Source organism: Clostridium putrefaciens (assembly GCF_900461105.1).
GTDB lineage: Bacteria > Bacillota > Clostridia > Clostridiales > Clostridiaceae > Clostridium_L > Clostridium_L putrefaciens.
Window position 1 is genome coordinate 2,196,682 of sequence record NZ_UFWZ01000001.1, and the last position, 17,097, is coordinate 2,213,778.

General features: G+C 32.4%; 21 protein-coding genes. 2 read left to right on the forward strand and 19 right to left on the reverse strand.

Features of this window, described 5'->3' with window-relative positions:
- Positions 1-106 precede the first annotated feature (106 nt).
- Positions 107-781: a recombinase zinc ribbon domain-containing protein gene (locus tag DY168_RS09740; protein ID WP_242984104.1), complete on the reverse strand. Its 675-nt coding sequence runs from the start codon at positions 779-781 to the stop codon at positions 107-109.
- Between the two features lie 273 nt (positions 782-1,054).
- Positions 1,055-1,330: a hypothetical protein gene (locus DY168_RS09745; protein ID WP_115641598.1), complete on the reverse strand. Its 276-nt coding sequence runs from the start codon at positions 1,328-1,330 to the stop codon at positions 1,055-1,057.
- Positions 1,331-1,553: 223 nt separating this feature from the next.
- On the opposite strand from DY168_RS09745, the gene DY168_RS09750 reads away from it, so the two are divergent.
- The gene (locus DY168_RS09750; protein WP_115641599.1) at positions 1,554-2,048 is read left to right on the forward strand and encodes a hypothetical protein; all 495 of its coding nucleotides are present in this window, start codon (positions 1,554-1,556) and stop codon (positions 2,046-2,048) included.
- A gap of 233 nt (positions 2,049-2,281) precedes the next feature.
- Here the strand turns inward: DY168_RS09750 and DY168_RS09755 are convergent, their stop codons facing one another.
- From DY168_RS09755 to DY168_RS09805, 10 genes are all read right to left on the reverse strand, one after another.
- The gene (locus tag DY168_RS09755) at positions 2,282-2,623 is read right to left on the reverse strand and encodes a group II intron maturase-specific domain-containing protein (RefSeq protein ID WP_172556316.1); all 342 of its coding nucleotides are present in this window, start codon (positions 2,621-2,623) and stop codon (positions 2,282-2,284) included.
- Between the two features lie 610 nt (positions 2,624-3,233).
- Entirely contained in the window at positions 3,234-3,449 is a 216-nt protein-coding gene (locus DY168_RS09765) for a hypothetical protein (protein WP_242984105.1), read from the reverse strand.
- 82 nt (positions 3,450-3,531) lie between these two features.
- Positions 3,532-3,816, reverse strand: a complete 285-nt coding sequence (locus DY168_RS09770; RefSeq protein ID WP_115641601.1) for a CPCC family cysteine-rich protein — start codon at positions 3,814-3,816, stop codon at positions 3,532-3,534.
- A 112-nt stretch (positions 3,817-3,928) separates the two neighbouring features.
- Entirely contained in the window at positions 3,929-4,141 is a 213-nt protein-coding gene (locus tag DY168_RS09775; protein WP_242984106.1) for a hypothetical protein, read from the reverse strand.
- A gap of 68 nt (positions 4,142-4,209) precedes the next feature.
- The gene (locus DY168_RS15170) at positions 4,210-4,509 is read right to left on the reverse strand and encodes an IS3 family transposase (RefSeq protein WP_115641602.1); all 300 of its coding nucleotides are present in this window, start codon (positions 4,507-4,509) and stop codon (positions 4,210-4,212) included.
- A gap of 313 nt (positions 4,510-4,822) precedes the next feature.
- Complete coding sequence (locus DY168_RS09785; protein WP_115641603.1) at positions 4,823-5,110, reverse strand: transposase; 288 nt, start codon at positions 5,108-5,110, stop codon at positions 4,823-4,825.
- A 465-nt stretch (positions 5,111-5,575) separates the two neighbouring features.
- Complete coding sequence (locus DY168_RS09790; RefSeq protein ID WP_115641604.1) at positions 5,576-5,827, reverse strand: 3-hydroxyacyl-CoA dehydrogenase NAD-binding domain-containing protein; 252 nt, start codon at positions 5,825-5,827, stop codon at positions 5,576-5,578.
- A gap of 13 nt (positions 5,828-5,840) precedes the next feature.
- Positions 5,841-6,386: a GNAT family N-acetyltransferase gene (locus DY168_RS09795; protein ID WP_172556317.1), complete on the reverse strand. Its 546-nt coding sequence runs from the start codon at positions 6,384-6,386 to the stop codon at positions 5,841-5,843.
- Between the two features lie 1,034 nt (positions 6,387-7,420).
- Positions 7,421-8,491, reverse strand: coding sequence for an ACP S-malonyltransferase (locus tag DY168_RS09800; RefSeq protein WP_115641606.1), 1,071 nt, complete (start codon positions 8,489-8,491; stop codon positions 7,421-7,423).
- 59 nt (positions 8,492-8,550) lie between these two features.
- The gene (locus DY168_RS09805; RefSeq protein ID WP_115641607.1) at positions 8,551-9,906 is read right to left on the reverse strand and encodes a PhpK family radical SAM P-methyltransferase; all 1,356 of its coding nucleotides are present in this window, start codon (positions 9,904-9,906) and stop codon (positions 8,551-8,553) included.
- Between the two features lie 74 nt (positions 9,907-9,980).
- On the opposite strand from DY168_RS09805, the gene DY168_RS09810 reads away from it, so the two are divergent.
- Positions 9,981-11,165, forward strand: coding sequence for an IS3 family transposase (locus tag DY168_RS09810; protein WP_115641608.1), 1,185 nt, complete (start codon positions 9,981-9,983; stop codon positions 11,163-11,165).
- 462 nt (positions 11,166-11,627) lie between these two features.
- Here the strand turns inward: DY168_RS09810 and DY168_RS15090 are convergent, their stop codons facing one another.
- The 7 genes from DY168_RS15090 to DY168_RS09845 form a co-directional block, all read right to left on the reverse strand.
- Complete coding sequence (locus DY168_RS15090) at positions 11,628-11,942, reverse strand: GNAT family N-acetyltransferase (RefSeq protein WP_278286375.1); 315 nt, start codon at positions 11,940-11,942, stop codon at positions 11,628-11,630.
- Between the two features lie 439 nt (positions 11,943-12,381).
- The gene (locus tag DY168_RS09820; RefSeq protein WP_115641609.1) at positions 12,382-12,618 is read right to left on the reverse strand and encodes a hypothetical protein; all 237 of its coding nucleotides are present in this window, start codon (positions 12,616-12,618) and stop codon (positions 12,382-12,384) included.
- Positions 12,619-12,634: 16 nt separating this feature from the next.
- Positions 12,635-13,564, reverse strand: coding sequence for a hypothetical protein (locus DY168_RS09825; RefSeq protein WP_115641610.1), 930 nt, complete (start codon positions 13,562-13,564; stop codon positions 12,635-12,637).
- 25 nt (positions 13,565-13,589) lie between these two features.
- Complete coding sequence (locus DY168_RS09830) at positions 13,590-14,357, reverse strand: endonuclease/exonuclease/phosphatase family protein (protein ID WP_115641611.1); 768 nt, start codon at positions 14,355-14,357, stop codon at positions 13,590-13,592.
- Between the two features lie 169 nt (positions 14,358-14,526).
- Complete coding sequence (locus DY168_RS09835; RefSeq protein WP_115641612.1) at positions 14,527-14,952, reverse strand: N-acetyltransferase; 426 nt, start codon at positions 14,950-14,952, stop codon at positions 14,527-14,529.
- Positions 14,953-15,112: 160 nt separating this feature from the next.
- Positions 15,113-16,678 carry a recombinase family protein gene (locus DY168_RS09840; protein WP_115641613.1) on the reverse strand — a complete coding sequence of 522 codons (1,566 nt, stop codon included), beginning with the start codon at positions 16,676-16,678 and terminating at the stop codon, positions 15,113-15,115.
- On the reverse strand, positions 16,671-17,096 hold the full coding sequence (locus DY168_RS09845; protein ID WP_115641614.1) for a recombinase: 426 nt from the start codon (positions 17,094-17,096) through the stop codon (positions 16,671-16,673). Before DY168_RS09845 ends, DY168_RS09840 begins: the two co-directional genes overlap by 8 nt.
- Between the last annotated feature and the right edge of the window lies 1 nt (position 17,097).

Genomic DNA, 17,097 nt, shown 5'->3' on the forward strand with positions numbered 1-17,097 from the left:
CCTACCACCCTACATAATCAAACCATTCCTAAGTAAATTGTCAAAATAAACAGACACCCTACAGATTGTTTATCAATCTATGAGGTGCCGCATTCCTGTAATCCATTTATATCTCTACATCAACTTCAACACCTGACTTGAATTCTATACTAATTTCACCTTCATAAATCGTAACCTTCTCAACAAGCATTCTTACCAGCTGCTCATCGTATTCCTTTAATTCATAGGGCTGCTCTTTTAGGAACTGTGCCATCTCATCAATCCTTTGCCTTTTTCCTTCACGCTCTGCATTTGCAATCAATTTATTCTGCTTCAGTTCCCTTAAGCTATATATCTCCTCAGCTACTTCCTCGTAATCCGCTTTACCGTTTGCCAGTCTGAGAAGTTCATTTTGTAGTTCTTTTAGTTTAACATCGATATCAGCTGTAGCTCCATGGTCTGCTTCACTTATCACTCTATCAATATTATCTTGCAAGGTACTAAGGAAGTCATCTTTGCTAGAAAGTGTTTGATTAATTGCATCTACAACTATTTGTTGCAGCACCTCTTCTTTTATTGTTGGTGAGTTGCAGGTAGCCCCCTTACCTTCTAAGCGACTAACGCATCTCCATACAATAGACTTACACCCTCTATTGTTCCAATGGACTCTCCGATAAATATCGCCGCACTCTCCGCAATAAACAATGATGGATAAAGCATACTTGCTGCTATAAACTCTTTTCTTTCTACCTTTACCACTTCTAATATTGCCCCTTCGCACCATTTCTTCCTGCACCTGCATATAAAGTTCTCGGGGTATGATGGCTTCATGGTTATTTTCTACATAATACTGTGGAACAATACCATTATTCTTAACTCTCTTTTTCGTAAGTACATCTACTTAATACTTATGCTTAAGCGCAGTTTTCCATTTTATTCTACCCTGGGTTCCTTGTGAGGACATGCTTTGCTGGACTCACTTGGTTCCTTGTGAGGACATGCTTTGCTGGACTCACTTGCTAAACTTGTTTTAGTCAAATAAAAGTGGGAAAACATTTTTTAACCCAAACCTTAATTAATAAGATATTGAAAGCATTATAAAGATGATTCCACTTATTATAAAAAGTATAGAATTATTATATTTATCTACTTCTTTTGAGTAACCAATATAATTAGGAATAAAACGCATACTTAAGCCTAACATTGTAGTCATAAAACCCACAGATAATAAAAAAGACTTTGAACTTTTAGTTAAGACCGTAATCACTAAAATAGGTACAATATATATTAATATTGCTATAAATCTTAAATTTTTATTTTTATTTTTATTTTTATTTTTATTTTTATTCATTATTTAAACACTCCTTAATTTAACACCACTTATATGGTACAATTATACTATACTTAATACCTTAAAATATACTATTTTACATTTATTCTTAATAATGTTGTTAAATCATATATATAATATATAATGAAAATATACATTATAATATTTATCTACATTTTCATCATCTATAAAAGAGTTTGTAAGATGGTATACCTATACTTTAGAAATGGGGGACTTATCAAAAATGAAAAAAAGAAGTAATTTAATTATCATTTGCTTAATAGTCATAATAATTGCAGCAACTGGAACATCATTATACAAACATTATCTTCCTAATATTGATTCAAATAATTATTTATCAAGCAATGATGAATCTGAAAGAAGTTTTGACTATCATGGAAATGAGAAAAGTGGTGAAAATACTAAAAGTTTTGACTTTGAAAAATTTAATGGTAAATGGTCTTTAATACAGTTCACATCCAATAAAGGTAATAAGATAAATATTAATGATAATACAAAGATCAGTAAAGGTAATTTTTACATTGTAATTTTAGATTCAGAACATAATATTATAGCAAAAAAGAATGAGTTAAAGGACAATGGAAATATAAATTTTACTACACCTAAAGATGGAAAATATACTGTTAGAATTATCGGTGCAAATGCAAGCGGTAATTTTAATATAAGCATAAGTGCCAGTAATAATATAAATGTTTCTCATATAGATTTGTTCAATTAACTTTATTAAACTCTACTTTTATCTTTATTACTATTGTATTTCTAATAAGTATAGTTAATACATCTGCTCTCATTTTTAATATTAAAATCAACTAAAAAATCACCCCATTAAATTTTACTCTAATGAAATGCTTTTACCTGGTAATTTTATGGGCCGGTAAGTAGACTAGGGAATCACTTCCCTAGCCCCTCTTAGAACCGTACGTGCGGATTTCCCGCATACGGCTCCCCATATTATAATTCACATAATATATGTAATTTCTTTTTTAATTTAAATATATTAACATATATCTTAGCTTTAGGTATATTGAAGTAATTGAACATCATATCAAAACTAATCCAATTATAACTTCTTCTTTGACTTCTCCTGTTTAACCATTTAAAGGTTAATCTCCTCACTAAATATCTAAAATTTTCTAGTTTGTTAGAGTTGTCTGTGATTCCATAATACCTATAATACCCAACTAATTTCTGTTTTAATTTCTTCATTAGCAATGTAAGCGGTAGCGTTCTATTGTCCTTTAGCCATTCTCCTAATCTCTTAATGCTAGCTCTAAATTTCTTAGAACTTGTCATTCGTTTAACTCTAAAACTTCCATTCTTTCTACAACTACAGTAGTGCGTAAATCCCATAAAATCAAAAGTTTTATCAGTATATGACTTTAACTTTCATGTTCTCTCAAACTTTCTGTCATAATATGCATCCTTGCCAAAATATATTTTTTTGTTTATCTTCAGATATCTGTAAACTAAATTTGTTTAATCTAACTTTTAAAGCTTCATAAAAAGCTATAGCTTCGTTTTTATACTGAAAACAGCATACAAGGTAAGTAAACTAAGGGAACTTCCCCCTTAGTTTCTCTCAGAACCGTACGTGAATCTCTCAGCTCATACGGCTCCCATCATTCTGCTGTTGGCAATATCCCCATTTTCCAGTGTGCAAACAAATTTCTATCTCTTTTTGTAATACTTCCTAACCAATATTCTGCTCTTCGTCTATGTTTTCGTTTCTTATACTTTCTTCGAACCCATTTTACTAAAGCATTATTGATATATATTAATACTGCATACATTTCTGTTTTAGAGATACACAATGTGTTATTCCATCATCTGCATATCTTGCCCACGGAATTGTTCTACATTTTATTCTACCCTGGGTTCCTTGTGAGGACATGCTTCGCTGGACTCACTTGCTAAGGGTAACACTTTTATCTTCAGCTTTAATTGCTGAGTAAATAAGTGCCCTTATAGCTTTAACCTTTCTATTTTGCAAATCTTCAAAGGCTTTATTGATATCACCGCATACCTCTTCTAACTCACAGAAGGTGTTCATATCAAATTTAAGTTCATATTCTTTATTACTAAGCTTAATTCCTTTATTTTTAAGTTCTAATGCTCTCATGTTTTCAACTCCTTTCTGAATTTTAGATATAAAAAAACAGGGTTTTAAGATCCCCTGTTAGTTTGAAACATAAAGATATTGCTTATCTCTTATTTTTTTCTTGACACAAAGGTTTCCACTTTTCATTCCTTACATCCTGTACACCTGGCTTTCTTACATGCCTTAACATACTTCTTTCACAAGCACCAAATTCCATAAAGTTTTTTTGTGCTTGTCTTAAAGAATCAGTATTTGCACCCCCTTTAATGTCAACATCTTTAAACTGAAGTGGGTCATCCTCCCAATAACAGATAGGACATATATCCCAGCTAGATTGTTCATCTAATGTCTTGTATCCGCAACAGGGGCAAGTAAACCTTTCCACCATTAACCAACCTCCTTAGGACTGTTTATTACACAATATCTTCCACCTATGTATTAACTATATGTCTTATTATATCAAACACTTCCTTGCAATTAGGTTAATTTTATAAAGTAATTTATGTTGTTGATATTGGTTCCTCTGGCACACCAGTAAACCATGAACTTATAATTGTTGTATCTACATCCTTCATATCCTCATCAGCAATAAATCTGTAATTCCCATCAGCTTCTCTTGGATAAAATTTTCCCTTAAGCTTTGCACTTATTGCCATTTCAAGTTTTATAGGTGCATCATATGTTGTTGCCTCATTATCATCAGTTTCCATCATAGCTATATGAATATCTGGTACTATGTCAATAAAAAGTACCAGTCAAATTTGAATTTTTAAATATTAACTTATTTTGTATATTGTATTAGATATAATTTATTTAACCCTTCCTTATACACAATTTCATATTGATTTGGTGATTTAAATTCTTCGTTTAATATATTGATAAGTTCTTCGCTAAAATTGGAATCCTTTGTTGTAGTTGTGTATGGTTTTGTATATTGGGCTTTTAACCCCATTTTGCGCATATAGTTACCCACAGTTTTTTCAGCTATAATTTCTCCATTCTGCTTTATAATCTGTGTTATTTTAGTGGCTCCATAGTTCTGATAAGGGTCATCATATATTTGCTTAATTTGAGCCTTTATCCGATGGCTACCATCCGTAACACCCCTATCCCCTCTTCAAGGTGGGGGATGACGGCTGCTACGCCCCTGGATAAGTTCTTCTAAGACTCAGATGGAGAGCTGTATTCCTTATAAGCAAACTCCACCTGAGTCTAAGAATCACTTGATAGTCTCTTTTCTTTTATGCATATCAGAAGGGAGTCTTTTTTTAAAGAGTTGTATCCACTTCTTTAAACGCCTAGTATTTTCAGCCCTCCACTAACATTAAGCCGGCGTTTACATTCTTCATTTAAGTTATCTTGCTTTTCAGATGTTTCAATAAAGAGAGCCTCTGTTAGTTTCCCAGAATGCTGATTACTTTTTGTAGTATTTCTAATGCGTCCTGTGTGTCCCATAGTTCTTTGCGTAGTCTTGCATTTTCTTTTGCGTCATCACTTTGGTCATTACCAGATCCCCTAGTAGGTACTTCTCCATTGTTAGCTCTGGCTTCTTTTGTCCACGTGCATAATGTTGCTTTGCTTGTTCCTAAATTCTTTGCACAAGCTGTTAATCCTAAATCCTTATGATCTAAATAATACCTTACGGCATCCTCTTTAAACTCTTTTGTAAACTGTCTACTCATGTTAAATCCCTCCATCTTCCTTTATCTTTATTATATATTCTATATTGGTATCTTTCACTTTCAACTTGTATTATTTATATTCTAGCACCATATTGTTATTATTACTTGATGCCCTTATAAGGGGGTGGTATTTATTTATAAAGGGCTTATGATGGGCTTGTTTTTTATATTTATTTAAGTTTGGTTAATATATATTTTGTGATTTTTATTATAGAAATCAACTAAAAAAGCATTTCATTAAAATTATTCTAATGAAATGCTTTTACCTGGTAATTTTCTGGGCCCCTGAGGTGTTAGGTGGAGGCGAAGTTTCCCTCTTGCTATTTGCGATTGCTAATATTTCTGCTTAAACACACTTTTCCATTTTATTCTACCCTGGGTTCCTTGTGAGGACATGCTTCGCTGGACTCACTTGCTATTCTACCCTGGGTTCCTTGTGAGGACATGCTTCGCTGGACTCACTTGCTACTCGCTTAAATTATTAATATCAGTTGTAAACTTAATTTTATTTATTACTGCTTCCATTGGTACTTTCGGAATCTGTTTTGATATAAGTGGCATAAACCTTATATTATTTATAATTTCTTTTTTAGCTTTTTCTAATTGTTTTTGTTCAATATCAACTAAAACAGCCTCAATTCCACATATAGCAAGATTGTATGCTAACCCTATTCCCATAGTTCCAGCTCCAATCACTCCAACCTTTTTAAACCCCATCAACTCCACCACCTTATACTATATCCTTTTGAAGTATAGACATTATAATTCCATCTTCAAGCTTTCCTTTAATTAAATCTCGTTCTCTGACAACACCTTCCTTTGTAAAATTTAATTTTTCAAGAACCTTTACTGATGCGTCATTTCCTGGTGTAATAAAAGCTTCTATTCGATTTAAATCCATTTCACTTAGTCCGAATTTAACTATTGCTTCAATAGCTTCAGTAGCATATCCTTTATTCCATTTATCTTTAGCTAAATCATATCCAATTTCAGACCTACGAGCCCCATTGTCAAAGTCACCTAGACAACATATTCCTATTAGCTCCTTTGTATCTTTTAACTCGATTCCCCAAGTTATTTCTTCTCCAGATTCAAACTCTTCTTTATATCTTTTTATAAATTTTATTGCATCATCTTTAGACTCTATAGGACTAAACCAATCATATTTTGCAACTGCTGGATCACTAAATACTTTGTAAATTCCATCTACATCATTTTCACTAATTTCTCTTAAAATAAGCCTTTTAGTCTCAATTTTTTTTATCGTCTCAATCACTTTTACTCCCCCTTTTAAACTATAACAATACTTTGTAATTTTCTTTTTAACTCATCACTACTTACTTTTTTAGCTAGTAAACCTTTATATAAAATGTTAATAGCATACTTTATTTCATTATCATTTACCTTATCTTTCGATACTTTCAATCTTGAATAGAGTTCATTTAATTTTTTATAAGGATTCACTACCTATAGGAATAGGTAAGAACTTGATATTATCTCCTTCTTTTCCCCTCCTCCACACCGTACGTGAGACTTTCACCTCATACGGCGTTCCATCAATAAAACTTTACTCTACTTCAGTTACAACATAAAATGTTACGAAACGAGGCAAATCATTCCCAAGATAACATCCCACCCAGTTGGCCTTGTTTTAAATGTCCCTAGCCTTTTTAGTCTTAATCGAACCTGGATGTATTGCACATTCAAAATATTTCTAATTTCATTGACTTGTGGCTATCCCTTCACTCCTTATTATTAGAGTTTCAACGGTACTGTGCCACTACTTTCACTGATATAAAAGCAAGTTATAACATTATGTTTTTCCTTGCTACCACTTCAACGGAAGTAAGTCCTCCATGTTATCAGCTTACCACGTTCCAATAACTTTATCCGTGCATATATCCTTAGGTAATTCCTATGAGCCTGCATGCTTTATACTGCCTTTAACAGTATAAGGATTTTCATAACAAAGATTTTTACTCACCCTCACATGCCCTACAACTTTGGTAGGTAGAATATTTCTATTCCATCAATTTTTAGACCCGTACATTCGGAATTTCGTCAGTTCTCATGAACCATTCTTACCATAGATACTTTATGGACTCCCGGCCTATATTATCCTCGACTACCTCTAGTTCGCAGTTCCTCAGCTTAACCTGTTAGGGGATAACCTCAGCCGACTTCACCGAGCTTATAACAAAGCTTTTCTTAACTTAACGCTTCGCTATTCGGAGTATTAGAGAAGCCCTTCAAGGCGTTACCCTTTCATTTGACTTTTCAAGTTATTAGTTCTTAAACAGTTTTCTCTGTTTAGGCAATACTTTTCATATTGCAACGTGTCGCACCTTTATTATATTTATCATCATCCTCATTGTTATTCTTTGTGCTTATAATTGCACCTAAGCACCTTCCTATTAGTTCAAGATTTTGCTCATTAGACTGATTTAGTGATTTTGTTTTAACAAAGCTTAAATCAGCAATATTTTCTACTGAAAATGTTTTAATATTTTCAGTGTTTTTTTCCATTAAATATTTTAGATTGTTTTTTGGGTCTATTTCTATTGCCCTTTCAATTCCCTCATTCTCTAAAAACTCAATAAAGCTAGTCCACTTTATAGGTTTCATTAATTGTAGTGATAAATTATCTACGATATTTTCACTAGTATCATATGGTAAACCTGTCATATTAGAGATTACTGGGTACTTGAATTCACAAAATCTATAGTTAATTAATTCTGACTTAAACTTTTCTGTTGCTTTATACATTAATTGCGAATGAAAAGGACCATTCATTTTTAAAGGGTAAATTAATGCGCCTTTACCTTCTAACTGTTTTGCCACCTTCATCACATTATTCCGGTCTCCTGATATAGAAAATTGAGATGGTGAATCAAATGCAGATATAAATACTTTATTTTCATTTTTAGATTCTTCACAACACACTTCTTCAATAGTTTGGCGATCTATATTTATTACCCACATCATAACCCCATCCATTGTCTTTGATACCTCAGTAATAATTTCTGATCTTATTTCTACTAATTTTAAAGCTTGTGAAAACTCAATTGCTCCTGCGCTACATAATGCTGAATATTCTCCTAAACTATGACCCATGCTGTATTTGGGAATAATTCCAGTTTCTTTTACAAAAACTTTATGCATTGCAACACATACAGTTAGTAATGCACTCTGAGAATTTGCTAATTCAAATAACTTTTCTTTCTGCGAATTCATAAAACACATTTGCGCTATATCTCTTTTTAAAATATCACTGGCCTGTTCAAAGGTTTCTCTTACAATTTTAAAGTTATCGTAAAAACTTTTTCCCATACCTGTGTTTTGAACTCCAACACCAGGAAACATAAAAACTACATCTTCCATTTAACCACCTCCATAATTACTTATTCTCATTAGAATATACTATGTCTGTAATTGTATCATTAAAACTCACAAGTTTTTCTTAGCTTACCGATTAGTTCTTCATAGTTTCCTTGTCTATTCATTTTATTTTTTACTAATTCATTAAATAATTTTGAAGACTCTATTACTTGTTCCTTTTTCATTCCTCTTCTTTGAAGATAGTAAATACTAAAATAATCAAAACTATTTTGTGGTAACCAATTTGAATTTTTAACTGAAGTAAATATATAATCTATCCACTCACATGCTCGTTCTACATCCATGGTATCATGAGCCCATTGAAATCCAGATCCAAGTATCCCATATTTATCTTTTTGTTTACATATTGGTGTTATATGGTCACAATACCACAATTGTGTTCTAAAAAATGTTGGTTTAGATTCTTCAATGAAATCAATAGTTTCTAGAACTGTTTCATCTGTTTCTCCTGGAAATCCAATAATAAAACTTGCATGATTTATTATTTCATACTCATTAAGTAATTCTATACCTTTTATATAATCTTCCTTTTTCGCATTTTTGTTCATATTTTTAAAAATTTTATTACTAGCAGACTCTATTCCAAGATAAACTCCTTCACATCCACTTTCTTTCATAAGCTCAATGGTTTCTCTATCTGCATACTGACATCTAAAGTAAGAGTTCCATTTAAAATTATACTTATTTTTGATCATCATCTTTAAAATCTCTTTAAATCTATCAGGTGGAACATTAAATGTATCATCAATAATATTAAGTGTAGTAACAGATCCAATATCTTTTATTTCATTAAATTGTTGCTCAACATCATCTACAGATAAAAACTTGTACTTTCCTGCTCTTTGAGGAAACCAACAAAATGAACACGAAAAAGGACATGATTTAGCTGTTCTAATTGATAATATATCTCCTATATTTTCTTTATTGAAGCTTTGCCAATCTATCTTATTTTCTTTTAAACAATTATCCTCTTTTTCAATAATTGTCTTTAAGTATTTTCCTCCTTCTTTATATACAATATTCTTAATATTCGAGATATCATAACCGTATTTTAATCCATTCAAAACATTTACTAATGCCATCTCGCCCTCAGAGCTGCAAACATAAAAATCTGCACCTATATTTTTAAAAATTAAACTTAGTTCACTATCTTCATCTACATGAAATGTATGATTTAGAATAAATGGTCCCCCTATAATAATTTTAACTTTACTATTATAGCACTTAATAAATTTAACAATTTCTATTATTGGATCTGCTGATACATATAAAGTCGTAGGTATAACAACACTCAAAATATCATTGTTTATCAGTTTTTCTTTTAATTTTTCTTTTTCTAAATGGAATGCATTTACATAATCAAAAGTGAATCCACGTTTTGAAATATACGAACCCATTCTGACCCCATAACAGTCTTCGACAGTTTCTAACGAGCATGTTAATATAAGATTATAATATGGAGGTTAGAAATATGGCAAGAAGAAAGTTTACATTAGATGATAAAATAAAGATTATTGAAGAATTAAATAATGGGTTTACTCATGCTCAGGTTTGCAAGAAGTATGAATTATCCTCATCAACACTATCCACCTTTAAGCGACAGCTTGATATAATTAATGCGACAGAATCAAAAGATTATCAACCAAGTGTTAAGGAAAGAGCCTTAGAAGAAGAAAATCGTAAACTGAAGGAACTCGTTGGTAAGAAAGAATTAGAACTTGATATGCTTCAGAATTTATTAAAAAAAAAAGAATTACCTACGGTAGAAGACAAACTAGTTTTAGCTAAAGAATATACTCAAAAGGGACTTAAAATATCTAGAGCATGTATGTTGCTTCAAATATCAAGATCAGCTTTTTATCCAAAGAAAAAAGTAATAAAAAGTGATGATGATTCAAATTCTAAAGTAGGCAGACCCTTCCCTGGATTTTCATATGGGATAAACAATTGTATTGTGGATGATTCCGTCATTGAAACCCTTTTACATGAAGCATGTGGAAAAGCTCCATTCTATGGTTATAAAAAAATCACTAAAATTCTCCGACGAGATCATGGGCTACATATAAATGCTAAAAAGGTGTACAGATTAGCTAAGAAGCTAGGATTGCTTCTACCATATGTAAAACATACTAAACAAGGTCATCTTGCCGTTGCAAGAAACATAACAGCTATAAATCAGCTATGGCAAATAGATATAAAATATGTTAAAACATTAAATAGGAAATTTATAATGCTCACAGATATTATTGATGTTTGTTCTAGAAAAATTGTGGGGAGAGAAATAACTAAAACTGCCACCACTGATGATGCAATTACTGCAATAAAAAGGGCACTCAAAGAGAATGGAGTTACCTCAAATCTAATTCTCAGAAGTGATAATGATCCACAATTTACTTCCATTAAATTCGAACATTTATGTAAGGTTAACAATATATATCATGAGCGTATTCCTGTAAATTCACCTAACTATAATGCACATATAGAATCTTTTCATTCTTTACTTTCTAAGGAATGTATAACTTGGAATGAGATTAAAAACTTCACTGATGGCTACAGACTTATTGATGAATATATAAAGTTCTATAATGAAGAAAGAATCCATGGGAGCTTAAACTATATAAGTCCAAATCAATTTATAAGGGAATCTATGAATTAGTTAGCATTCGTTAGAAAATGTCAATAATAGGGGGAGCAATCCGTTTCCCTATACGAGAAAGCACACTTTTCCCATAATTGATGAAAAGTGTGTTTTTCTAAGAATCCATCAAAGCCCATAGAATAAGGCTTTTTAGACTTATTTCTTTGACATCAATATGACCGTCTCAGCAGTAGCCTTCTCCATTCTGTGTTCGTCTTTCAGACTCCTCATAATGGGAAAGCCTTGCATGGACATTCGTAAGTCTTACTTCGTCCCTGCGGTCCTTGTAAGACTAACGACTGTCTCAACGTGGCTCGAGAGGACAGAATGAATGTCTTGATCCTATTTTATAATCTTACGTTCGTGGGAACATATCGATATGATTTTCTTACAGTACAGGTACATGGAAACATATCACTAGATTCTCCTAGTTAAATATAATGTTATATATTAGCTCCTTCGTTTGAATTTGTTTGTATATCACCATGCTTCCTTCAGCATTCTGAATTCCCTACAAGTAGTTTCTTCAATTTTATACTCAAATGAATCTTTTTTAGTAAACCCATACTTTTCATATAGCTTAATAGTTACTTCATTATCTATTTCTACACTTGTGTATAAATCTTGATTTGGAAACTTATTACGAAAGAATTCCAAAAATCTTTCCAATGCCTTTGCACCAAATCCTTTGTTTTGATATTTAATGTCAATCATAAATCTTGAAAATGACCATCCTGCTAATTTTTCATCGTAATCATATACTAAAAATCCTACCATTTTATCACCGTTATATATTCCTAGTGGGTATAGATTATCTTCTCAAGAAGCTTGCACCAGTGAGAATGCATTACCCGCAACATAATTAATTTGATTTTACCCTACCTCTAAAGACACACACATATTATAATTCAACTTATCTATTTCCCTGAAATTAATATTTATATTTCCCCTCTTTAAATTCCTATTTACAGCTGTTTATAAAGCAAACCTCATCATTAATCACTCCACATCCCCTACACTTAATTTTAATCAGTTAACCTGATTTCTTACTCTCGAATTTCTACTTCATATCATTCAGTACATCAACATGGCTAGTTACATCATTTATCATTTTACCTTTGACCGTATTAGAAGGTTGTAAATCCTCTGTGGCCTTTTTTGAGTCTATATTAATAGTTCTCTAACGGATAGAACTCTTGTGAATTTTACTACAAATATCCAAGAACAATTCATCTTACTTGTTGCAGAAATTCATTTGCTTCACTACGGAGTAGGTCCCAATATTTTTGCAGTAGATAAATGATTTTCTCGTCTTCAACTTCTGCTTCACGTAGAGCCTCAGTTGCCTTTTCAATCCCAATATCTTTTTCTTCAAATGCGCTTCATCCAGCTTTGAATTTGCATTTTCTCTTATACTCTCCAATAATTCACTACTAAATCCCAAAAAGGAATCTTTTATAGAACGTGTCATTTCTGTTCCTCCCTATTTAATGGTTTATGTAGTAATCTATAAAAGCATATTGTGTATGACAATATTTTACAAACGAAATGAAAATCATAAGAACTTCAATACGTTCCATTTTTGTGTCAGATGGATGTGCCAACTCATTTCTTGTTATCCTAGTAAAGTTTGTATAAACTTGAAAAGCCACTCTATCAACTAATGGTAACATATCTTTAAACTTCTGGTTCGATACATTGTTTTTTATCCTATTAAAATACTCTTTATAGCAATTAAACTTATCAGAAGCAAATCTAATGCTAGATAAAGCTGTCTGCATATGCAAAAATTCATTAGTAAAATTCCTAGATAAATACCCTAATAATGCATCTATTTGTTCGTCTATTATTTTCTCACTAGATAATCCTAACATAATCACTGCCGCTTCCATACAATTTGCATTATAACACAGTAAAGCCTCTTTAATATAAAACTCAACCCACTCCGAAATGCTAGGTATGCTCCTAATCTTTTCAAGATAACCATCTACATCATATGGTAATACTTCCTGTTCTTCTAAACATGTAAGTCCGTATTCTGTTACGTGGAAACTGGGTAAGCTTTGGCCGTAATTTCCTACTGCCCCAGGAGCTATAATTCCTTGGTTAAGCAGTAAATGAAATTGTTCAAATATATTCTGTATATCACTACGGCTAAAATTTGTAGTGCTATGTGGGTGAAGCATAAGACCGCTTCCCCCCCATGCTGCTCCAGATAGAGAAATTCTTTCTTTTATTAGTTCTCTTTTTACTGCAAGACCTTCCATAAGACGATACAAATCTAATTGTGTTCCTTGATAACCATACATTTTGAATGTTTTTCCTTCTGAATCAATATCTGCCTCTTCATAAGCCAAAGTATTTAACATCAAGTTTCTTATTTCAATTGATGATAAGTCTCTTGTTTCTGCTTCCATAACTTTTACCTCCTCAAATTATATTTTAGATACTAATACTTATTGCTGAATGATCAGAAATAGCTTTATTTCTTAAAACATCATCTATAGTAATGTTACCGAGTTCTTCATAAAATAATGGTGATATTATTGCATAATCAATTCTTTTTTCTGTATTAGCTGTTGGTCTATGCATAGAATTTCCTTTTTCTACCCATGCATCAACTGCACCACATTTCAATAATTCGAAGAATTTTTCTTTTTGTTGTGTTCCCCAATCATACACATTCATATCTCCAATAATCAGTACTTTTTTATCTTTTAGTTCTTTATAACGCTTAATTAAAGAGTCCCAATAATCTATATCCGCCATTGAAATATGAAGTCCTATTATGTTTTTGTTGTCAATAGTAACTTCAACATTTTTCATTTTTTTTGTTGAAAAGTTTTCAGTTACAACTGCATAATCAACGCATTTTTTTATAAACATAATTGTAATACTTTTATAACCTTTACAAAAATCATCTTCATTCGTTTCATTTGGGTATACAACTGAGTATTCATACAACTGTTTTATCAATTCCTTAAAAGCTTCTGAATTTGTATCTACTTCTTGCAATACAATAATATCAAAATTCCTTACATGATTAACAATACCAGCTACATTATTTTCCCATTGGTTTTCTTTTCGCCATGTTATTACGGCATTGTTCCAATCAGCCCACGAAGGTTTTCCATCATATGAATAATCTTTTATTAATGGTTTTGAAATAAGACCTCCAAAATTGTTAACATTCAAACTAATAATTCTCATTCTTTTTCTCCTTATATATATTTCAAAGTACTTGCTCACTAATAATTACCATTTTAATACCCTAGTCACAAATTCTGATTTACCACTTTCATAGTCATATGAATAACTCCTCCACAAATCAAACCTTTGAGAGTATAAACCTTATAATCAGTGCAAATTTATCTATTTTCTAATCAGCATTCCAGTTCATAACCAGTTCAGCTTCATTTGTATTTCCATCAATTTGCTTATTATGGACAGTGAATTCTTCCCTTAAGTAAAATGTAACTGCCCTGCTATTCTTCTCATAAACTTGTAGTAAAAGTTCTGTGTTTCTCTCTTTAATATAATCTAATAGAGTCTTTCCCACCCCTTGTGATTGGTAAGTTGTTTCGACAAATATTCCTGCTATGTAATTTTCACTTAACCCTACAAACCCTTTAATCAAATTATCTTCTTCATAGACAAAGATTGTTGCCTCTGGCATCATTTGTTTTACTTTATCATAGTTGCTTTTCCAATAACCTATATCAATAAAATCATGTGCTAGGATATTAGTGTGAAGCCATAACTTCATAATGCTATTCAAATCATTTTCTTTAAATTCCCTAATCATTTCAATCCCCCTAAAGCACAAGCCTTTTATAATAGAAAAATCTTCAACATTGTTATTTAATATTATACATGTATTACCAAGTTTAATCAATTTACAAACAAAAAACCACCCTTCAGGAGAACTTATCCCTTAACTGGTGGTTAATCTTCATTACTATTATTTACATCTCTACATTAACTTCAACACCTGATTTGAATTCTATACTAATTTTTTCCTCATGGATCGTAACCTTCTCAACAAGCGTTCTTACCAGCTGTTCATCGTATTCCTCTAATTCATAGGGCTGCTCTTTTAGGAACTGTGCCATCTCATCAATTCTTTGCCTTTTCTCTTCACGTTCTGCATTTGCAATCAGCGTCTTCTGCTTCAGTTCCCTTACCCTATATATCTCCTCAGCCACTCCCTCGTAATCTGCCTTACCATTTGCCAGTCTGAGAAGTTCATTTTGTAGATCTTTTAGTTTAGCATCCATATCAGCTGTAGCTCCATGGTCTGCTTCACTTATCACTCTATCAATATTATCTTGCAAGGTACTAAGGAAGTCATCTTTGCTAGAAAGTGTTTGATTAATTGCATCTACAACTATTTGTTGCAGCACCTCTTCTTTTATTGTTGGTGAGTTGCAGGTAGCCCCCTTACCTTCTAAGCGACTAACGCATCTCCATACAATAGACTTGCACCCTCTATTATTCCAATGGACTCTCCGATAAATATCGCCGCACTCTCCGCAATAAACAATGCTGGATAAAGCATACTTGCTACTATAAACCCTTTTCTTTCTACCTTTACCACTTCTAATATTGCCCCTTCGCACCATTTCTTCCTGCACCTGCATATAAAGTTCTCGGGGTATGATGGCTTCATGGTTATTTTCTACATAATACTGTGGAACAATACCATTATTCTTAACTCTCTTTTTCGTAAGTACATCTACTGTATATGTCTTCTGCAAAAGGGCATCACCGATGTATTTCTCATTTTTTAAGATTTTCTTTATAGTTTCTGGTCTCCATTTTGCTTTTCCTGCTGCAGTTAGGATACCATCTGATTCCAAACCTTCTCCGATTTGTTTAAGGCTTGATCCTTGCAGATACTCTAAATAAATCCGCTTTATAATTTCTGCCTCAGTAGGTTCAATAATCAGGTGGCCTTCCTCATCTTTGGTATATCCCATAAAACGATTGTGGTTCACCTGTACCTCACCGTTTTGGTATCGGAACTGCAATCCCAACTTTACGTTCTTGCTTAAAGATTCCGATTCCTGCTGTGCAAGGCTCGCCATAATTGTAAGTAGAATCTCTCCCTTAGAATCTAAGCTATTGATATTTTCTTTTTCGAAGTATACGGGAATGTTCTTTTCCTTTAATAATCTAATGTATTTCAGGCAATCTAGAGTATTCCTAGCAAATCGGCTGATGGACTTAGTAATAATCATGTCTATGTTACCAGCCATACACTCCTCAATCATACGATTAAATTCTTCACGCTTTTTAGTGTTAGTTCCTGAAATACCATCATCAGCGAAAATCTTGGCAAACTCCCATTCTTCATTTTTTTGTATAAAATTGGTGTAATGCTCTATCTGTGCCTCGTAGCTTGTAGCTTGCTCATCGCTGTCGGTACTTACCCGGCAGTACGCTGCGACTCTGAGTTTTTGCTTGTCTTCCTTTTTCACATTATTACCTACACGTCTTCGTGCTGGAATAACCGTTACGCTTTTATTCATTTTCTATCACCTCACTTTCTATCAATCCATATGCATATTTAGCCTGTTCAAATGGATCCGTATATTTTAATTGAACCTTTGGCATAGTAAAACGCACCCTTACCTCTGGCTTTTCCTGCTTTTCAAGTTCTCGAATTCTTCCAAGAGAACTCGCTCTTACAATTCTTATTTCTTCAGCTTTATCAAATATTTCTTTATCAATTATGTCAGGGTAGAAATCATCTCCAAGATAATGCCTGTTTCTAAGCATCCTACCAGCACTACTATGGTATAACTTTAATCCTGCATTTTTAGCAGCTACCTTAAGTGCCAAGCCGGAAATATATCCTTTGTAAAAATTTCTAATATTTTCAGCTTGTTCTTCATCAACCACTGCTTTTCCGTCTATGATTTTGTACCCATAAGGTATATGCGCCATT

What these genes read in the sequence shown, in the direction of transcription:
- DY168_RS09790 (WP_115641604.1), bottom strand. Translation starts at nt 5,827, where the DNA reads ATGGGGTTTAAAAAGGTTGGAGTGATTGGAGCTGGAACTATGGGAATA.
- DY168_RS09800 (WP_115641606.1), bottom strand. Translation starts at nt 8,491, where the DNA reads ATGGAAGATGTAGTTTTTATGTTTCCTGGTGTTGGAGTTCAAAACACA.
- DY168_RS09750 (WP_115641599.1), top strand. Translation starts at nt 1,554, where the DNA reads ATGAAAAAAAGAAGTAATTTAATTATCATTTGCTTAATAGTCATAATA.
- DY168_RS09740 (WP_242984104.1), bottom strand. Translation starts at nt 781, where the DNA reads ATGCAGGTGCAGGAAGAAATGGTGCGAAGGGGCAATATTAGAAGTGGT.
- DY168_RS09785 (WP_115641603.1), bottom strand. Translation starts at nt 5,110, where the DNA reads ATGAGTAGACAGTTTACAAAAGAGTTTAAAGAGGATGCCGTAAGGTAT.
- DY168_RS09810 (WP_115641608.1), top strand. Translation starts at nt 9,981, where the DNA reads ATGGCAAGAAGAAAGTTTACATTAGATGATAAAATAAAGATTATTGAA.
- DY168_RS09805 (WP_115641607.1), bottom strand. Translation starts at nt 9,906, where the DNA reads ATGGGTTCGTATATTTCAAAACGTGGATTCACTTTTGATTATGTAAAT.
- DY168_RS09765 (WP_242984105.1), bottom strand. Translation starts at nt 3,449, where the DNA reads ATGAGAGCATTAGAACTTAAAAATAAAGGAATTAAGCTTAGTAATAAA.
- DY168_RS09830 (WP_115641611.1), bottom strand. Translation starts at nt 14,357, where the DNA reads ATGAGAATTATTAGTTTGAATGTTAACAATTTTGGAGGTCTTATTTCA.
- DY168_RS09755 (WP_172556316.1), bottom strand. Translation starts at nt 2,623, where the DNA reads ATGACAAGTTCTAAGAAATTTAGAGCTAGCATTAAGAGATTAGGAGAA.
- DY168_RS09835 (WP_115641612.1), bottom strand. Translation starts at nt 14,952, where the DNA reads ATGATTAGGGAATTTAAAGAAAATGATTTGAATAGCATTATGAAGTTA.
- DY168_RS09820 (WP_115641609.1), bottom strand. Translation starts at nt 12,618, where the DNA reads ATGACACGTTCTATAAAAGATTCCTTTTTGGGATTTAGTAGTGAATTA.
- DY168_RS09745 (WP_115641598.1), bottom strand. Translation starts at nt 1,330, where the DNA reads ATGAATAAAAATAAAAATAAAAATAAAAATAAAAATAAAAATTTAAGA.
- DY168_RS09775 (WP_242984106.1), bottom strand. Translation starts at nt 4,141, where the DNA reads ATGATGGAAACTGATGATAATGAGGCAACAACATATGATGCACCTATA.
- DY168_RS09845 (WP_115641614.1), bottom strand. Translation starts at nt 17,096, where the DNA reads ATGGCGCATATACCTTATGGGTACAAAATCATAGACGGAAAAGCAGTG.
- DY168_RS09770 (WP_115641601.1), bottom strand. Translation starts at nt 3,816, where the DNA reads ATGGTGGAAAGGTTTACTTGCCCCTGTTGCGGATACAAGACATTAGAT.
- DY168_RS09840 (WP_115641613.1), bottom strand. Translation starts at nt 16,678, where the DNA reads ATGAATAAAAGCGTAACGGTTATTCCAGCACGAAGACGTGTAGGTAAT.
- DY168_RS09825 (WP_115641610.1), bottom strand. Translation starts at nt 13,564, where the DNA reads ATGGAAGCAGAAACAAGAGACTTATCATCAATTGAAATAAGAAACTTG.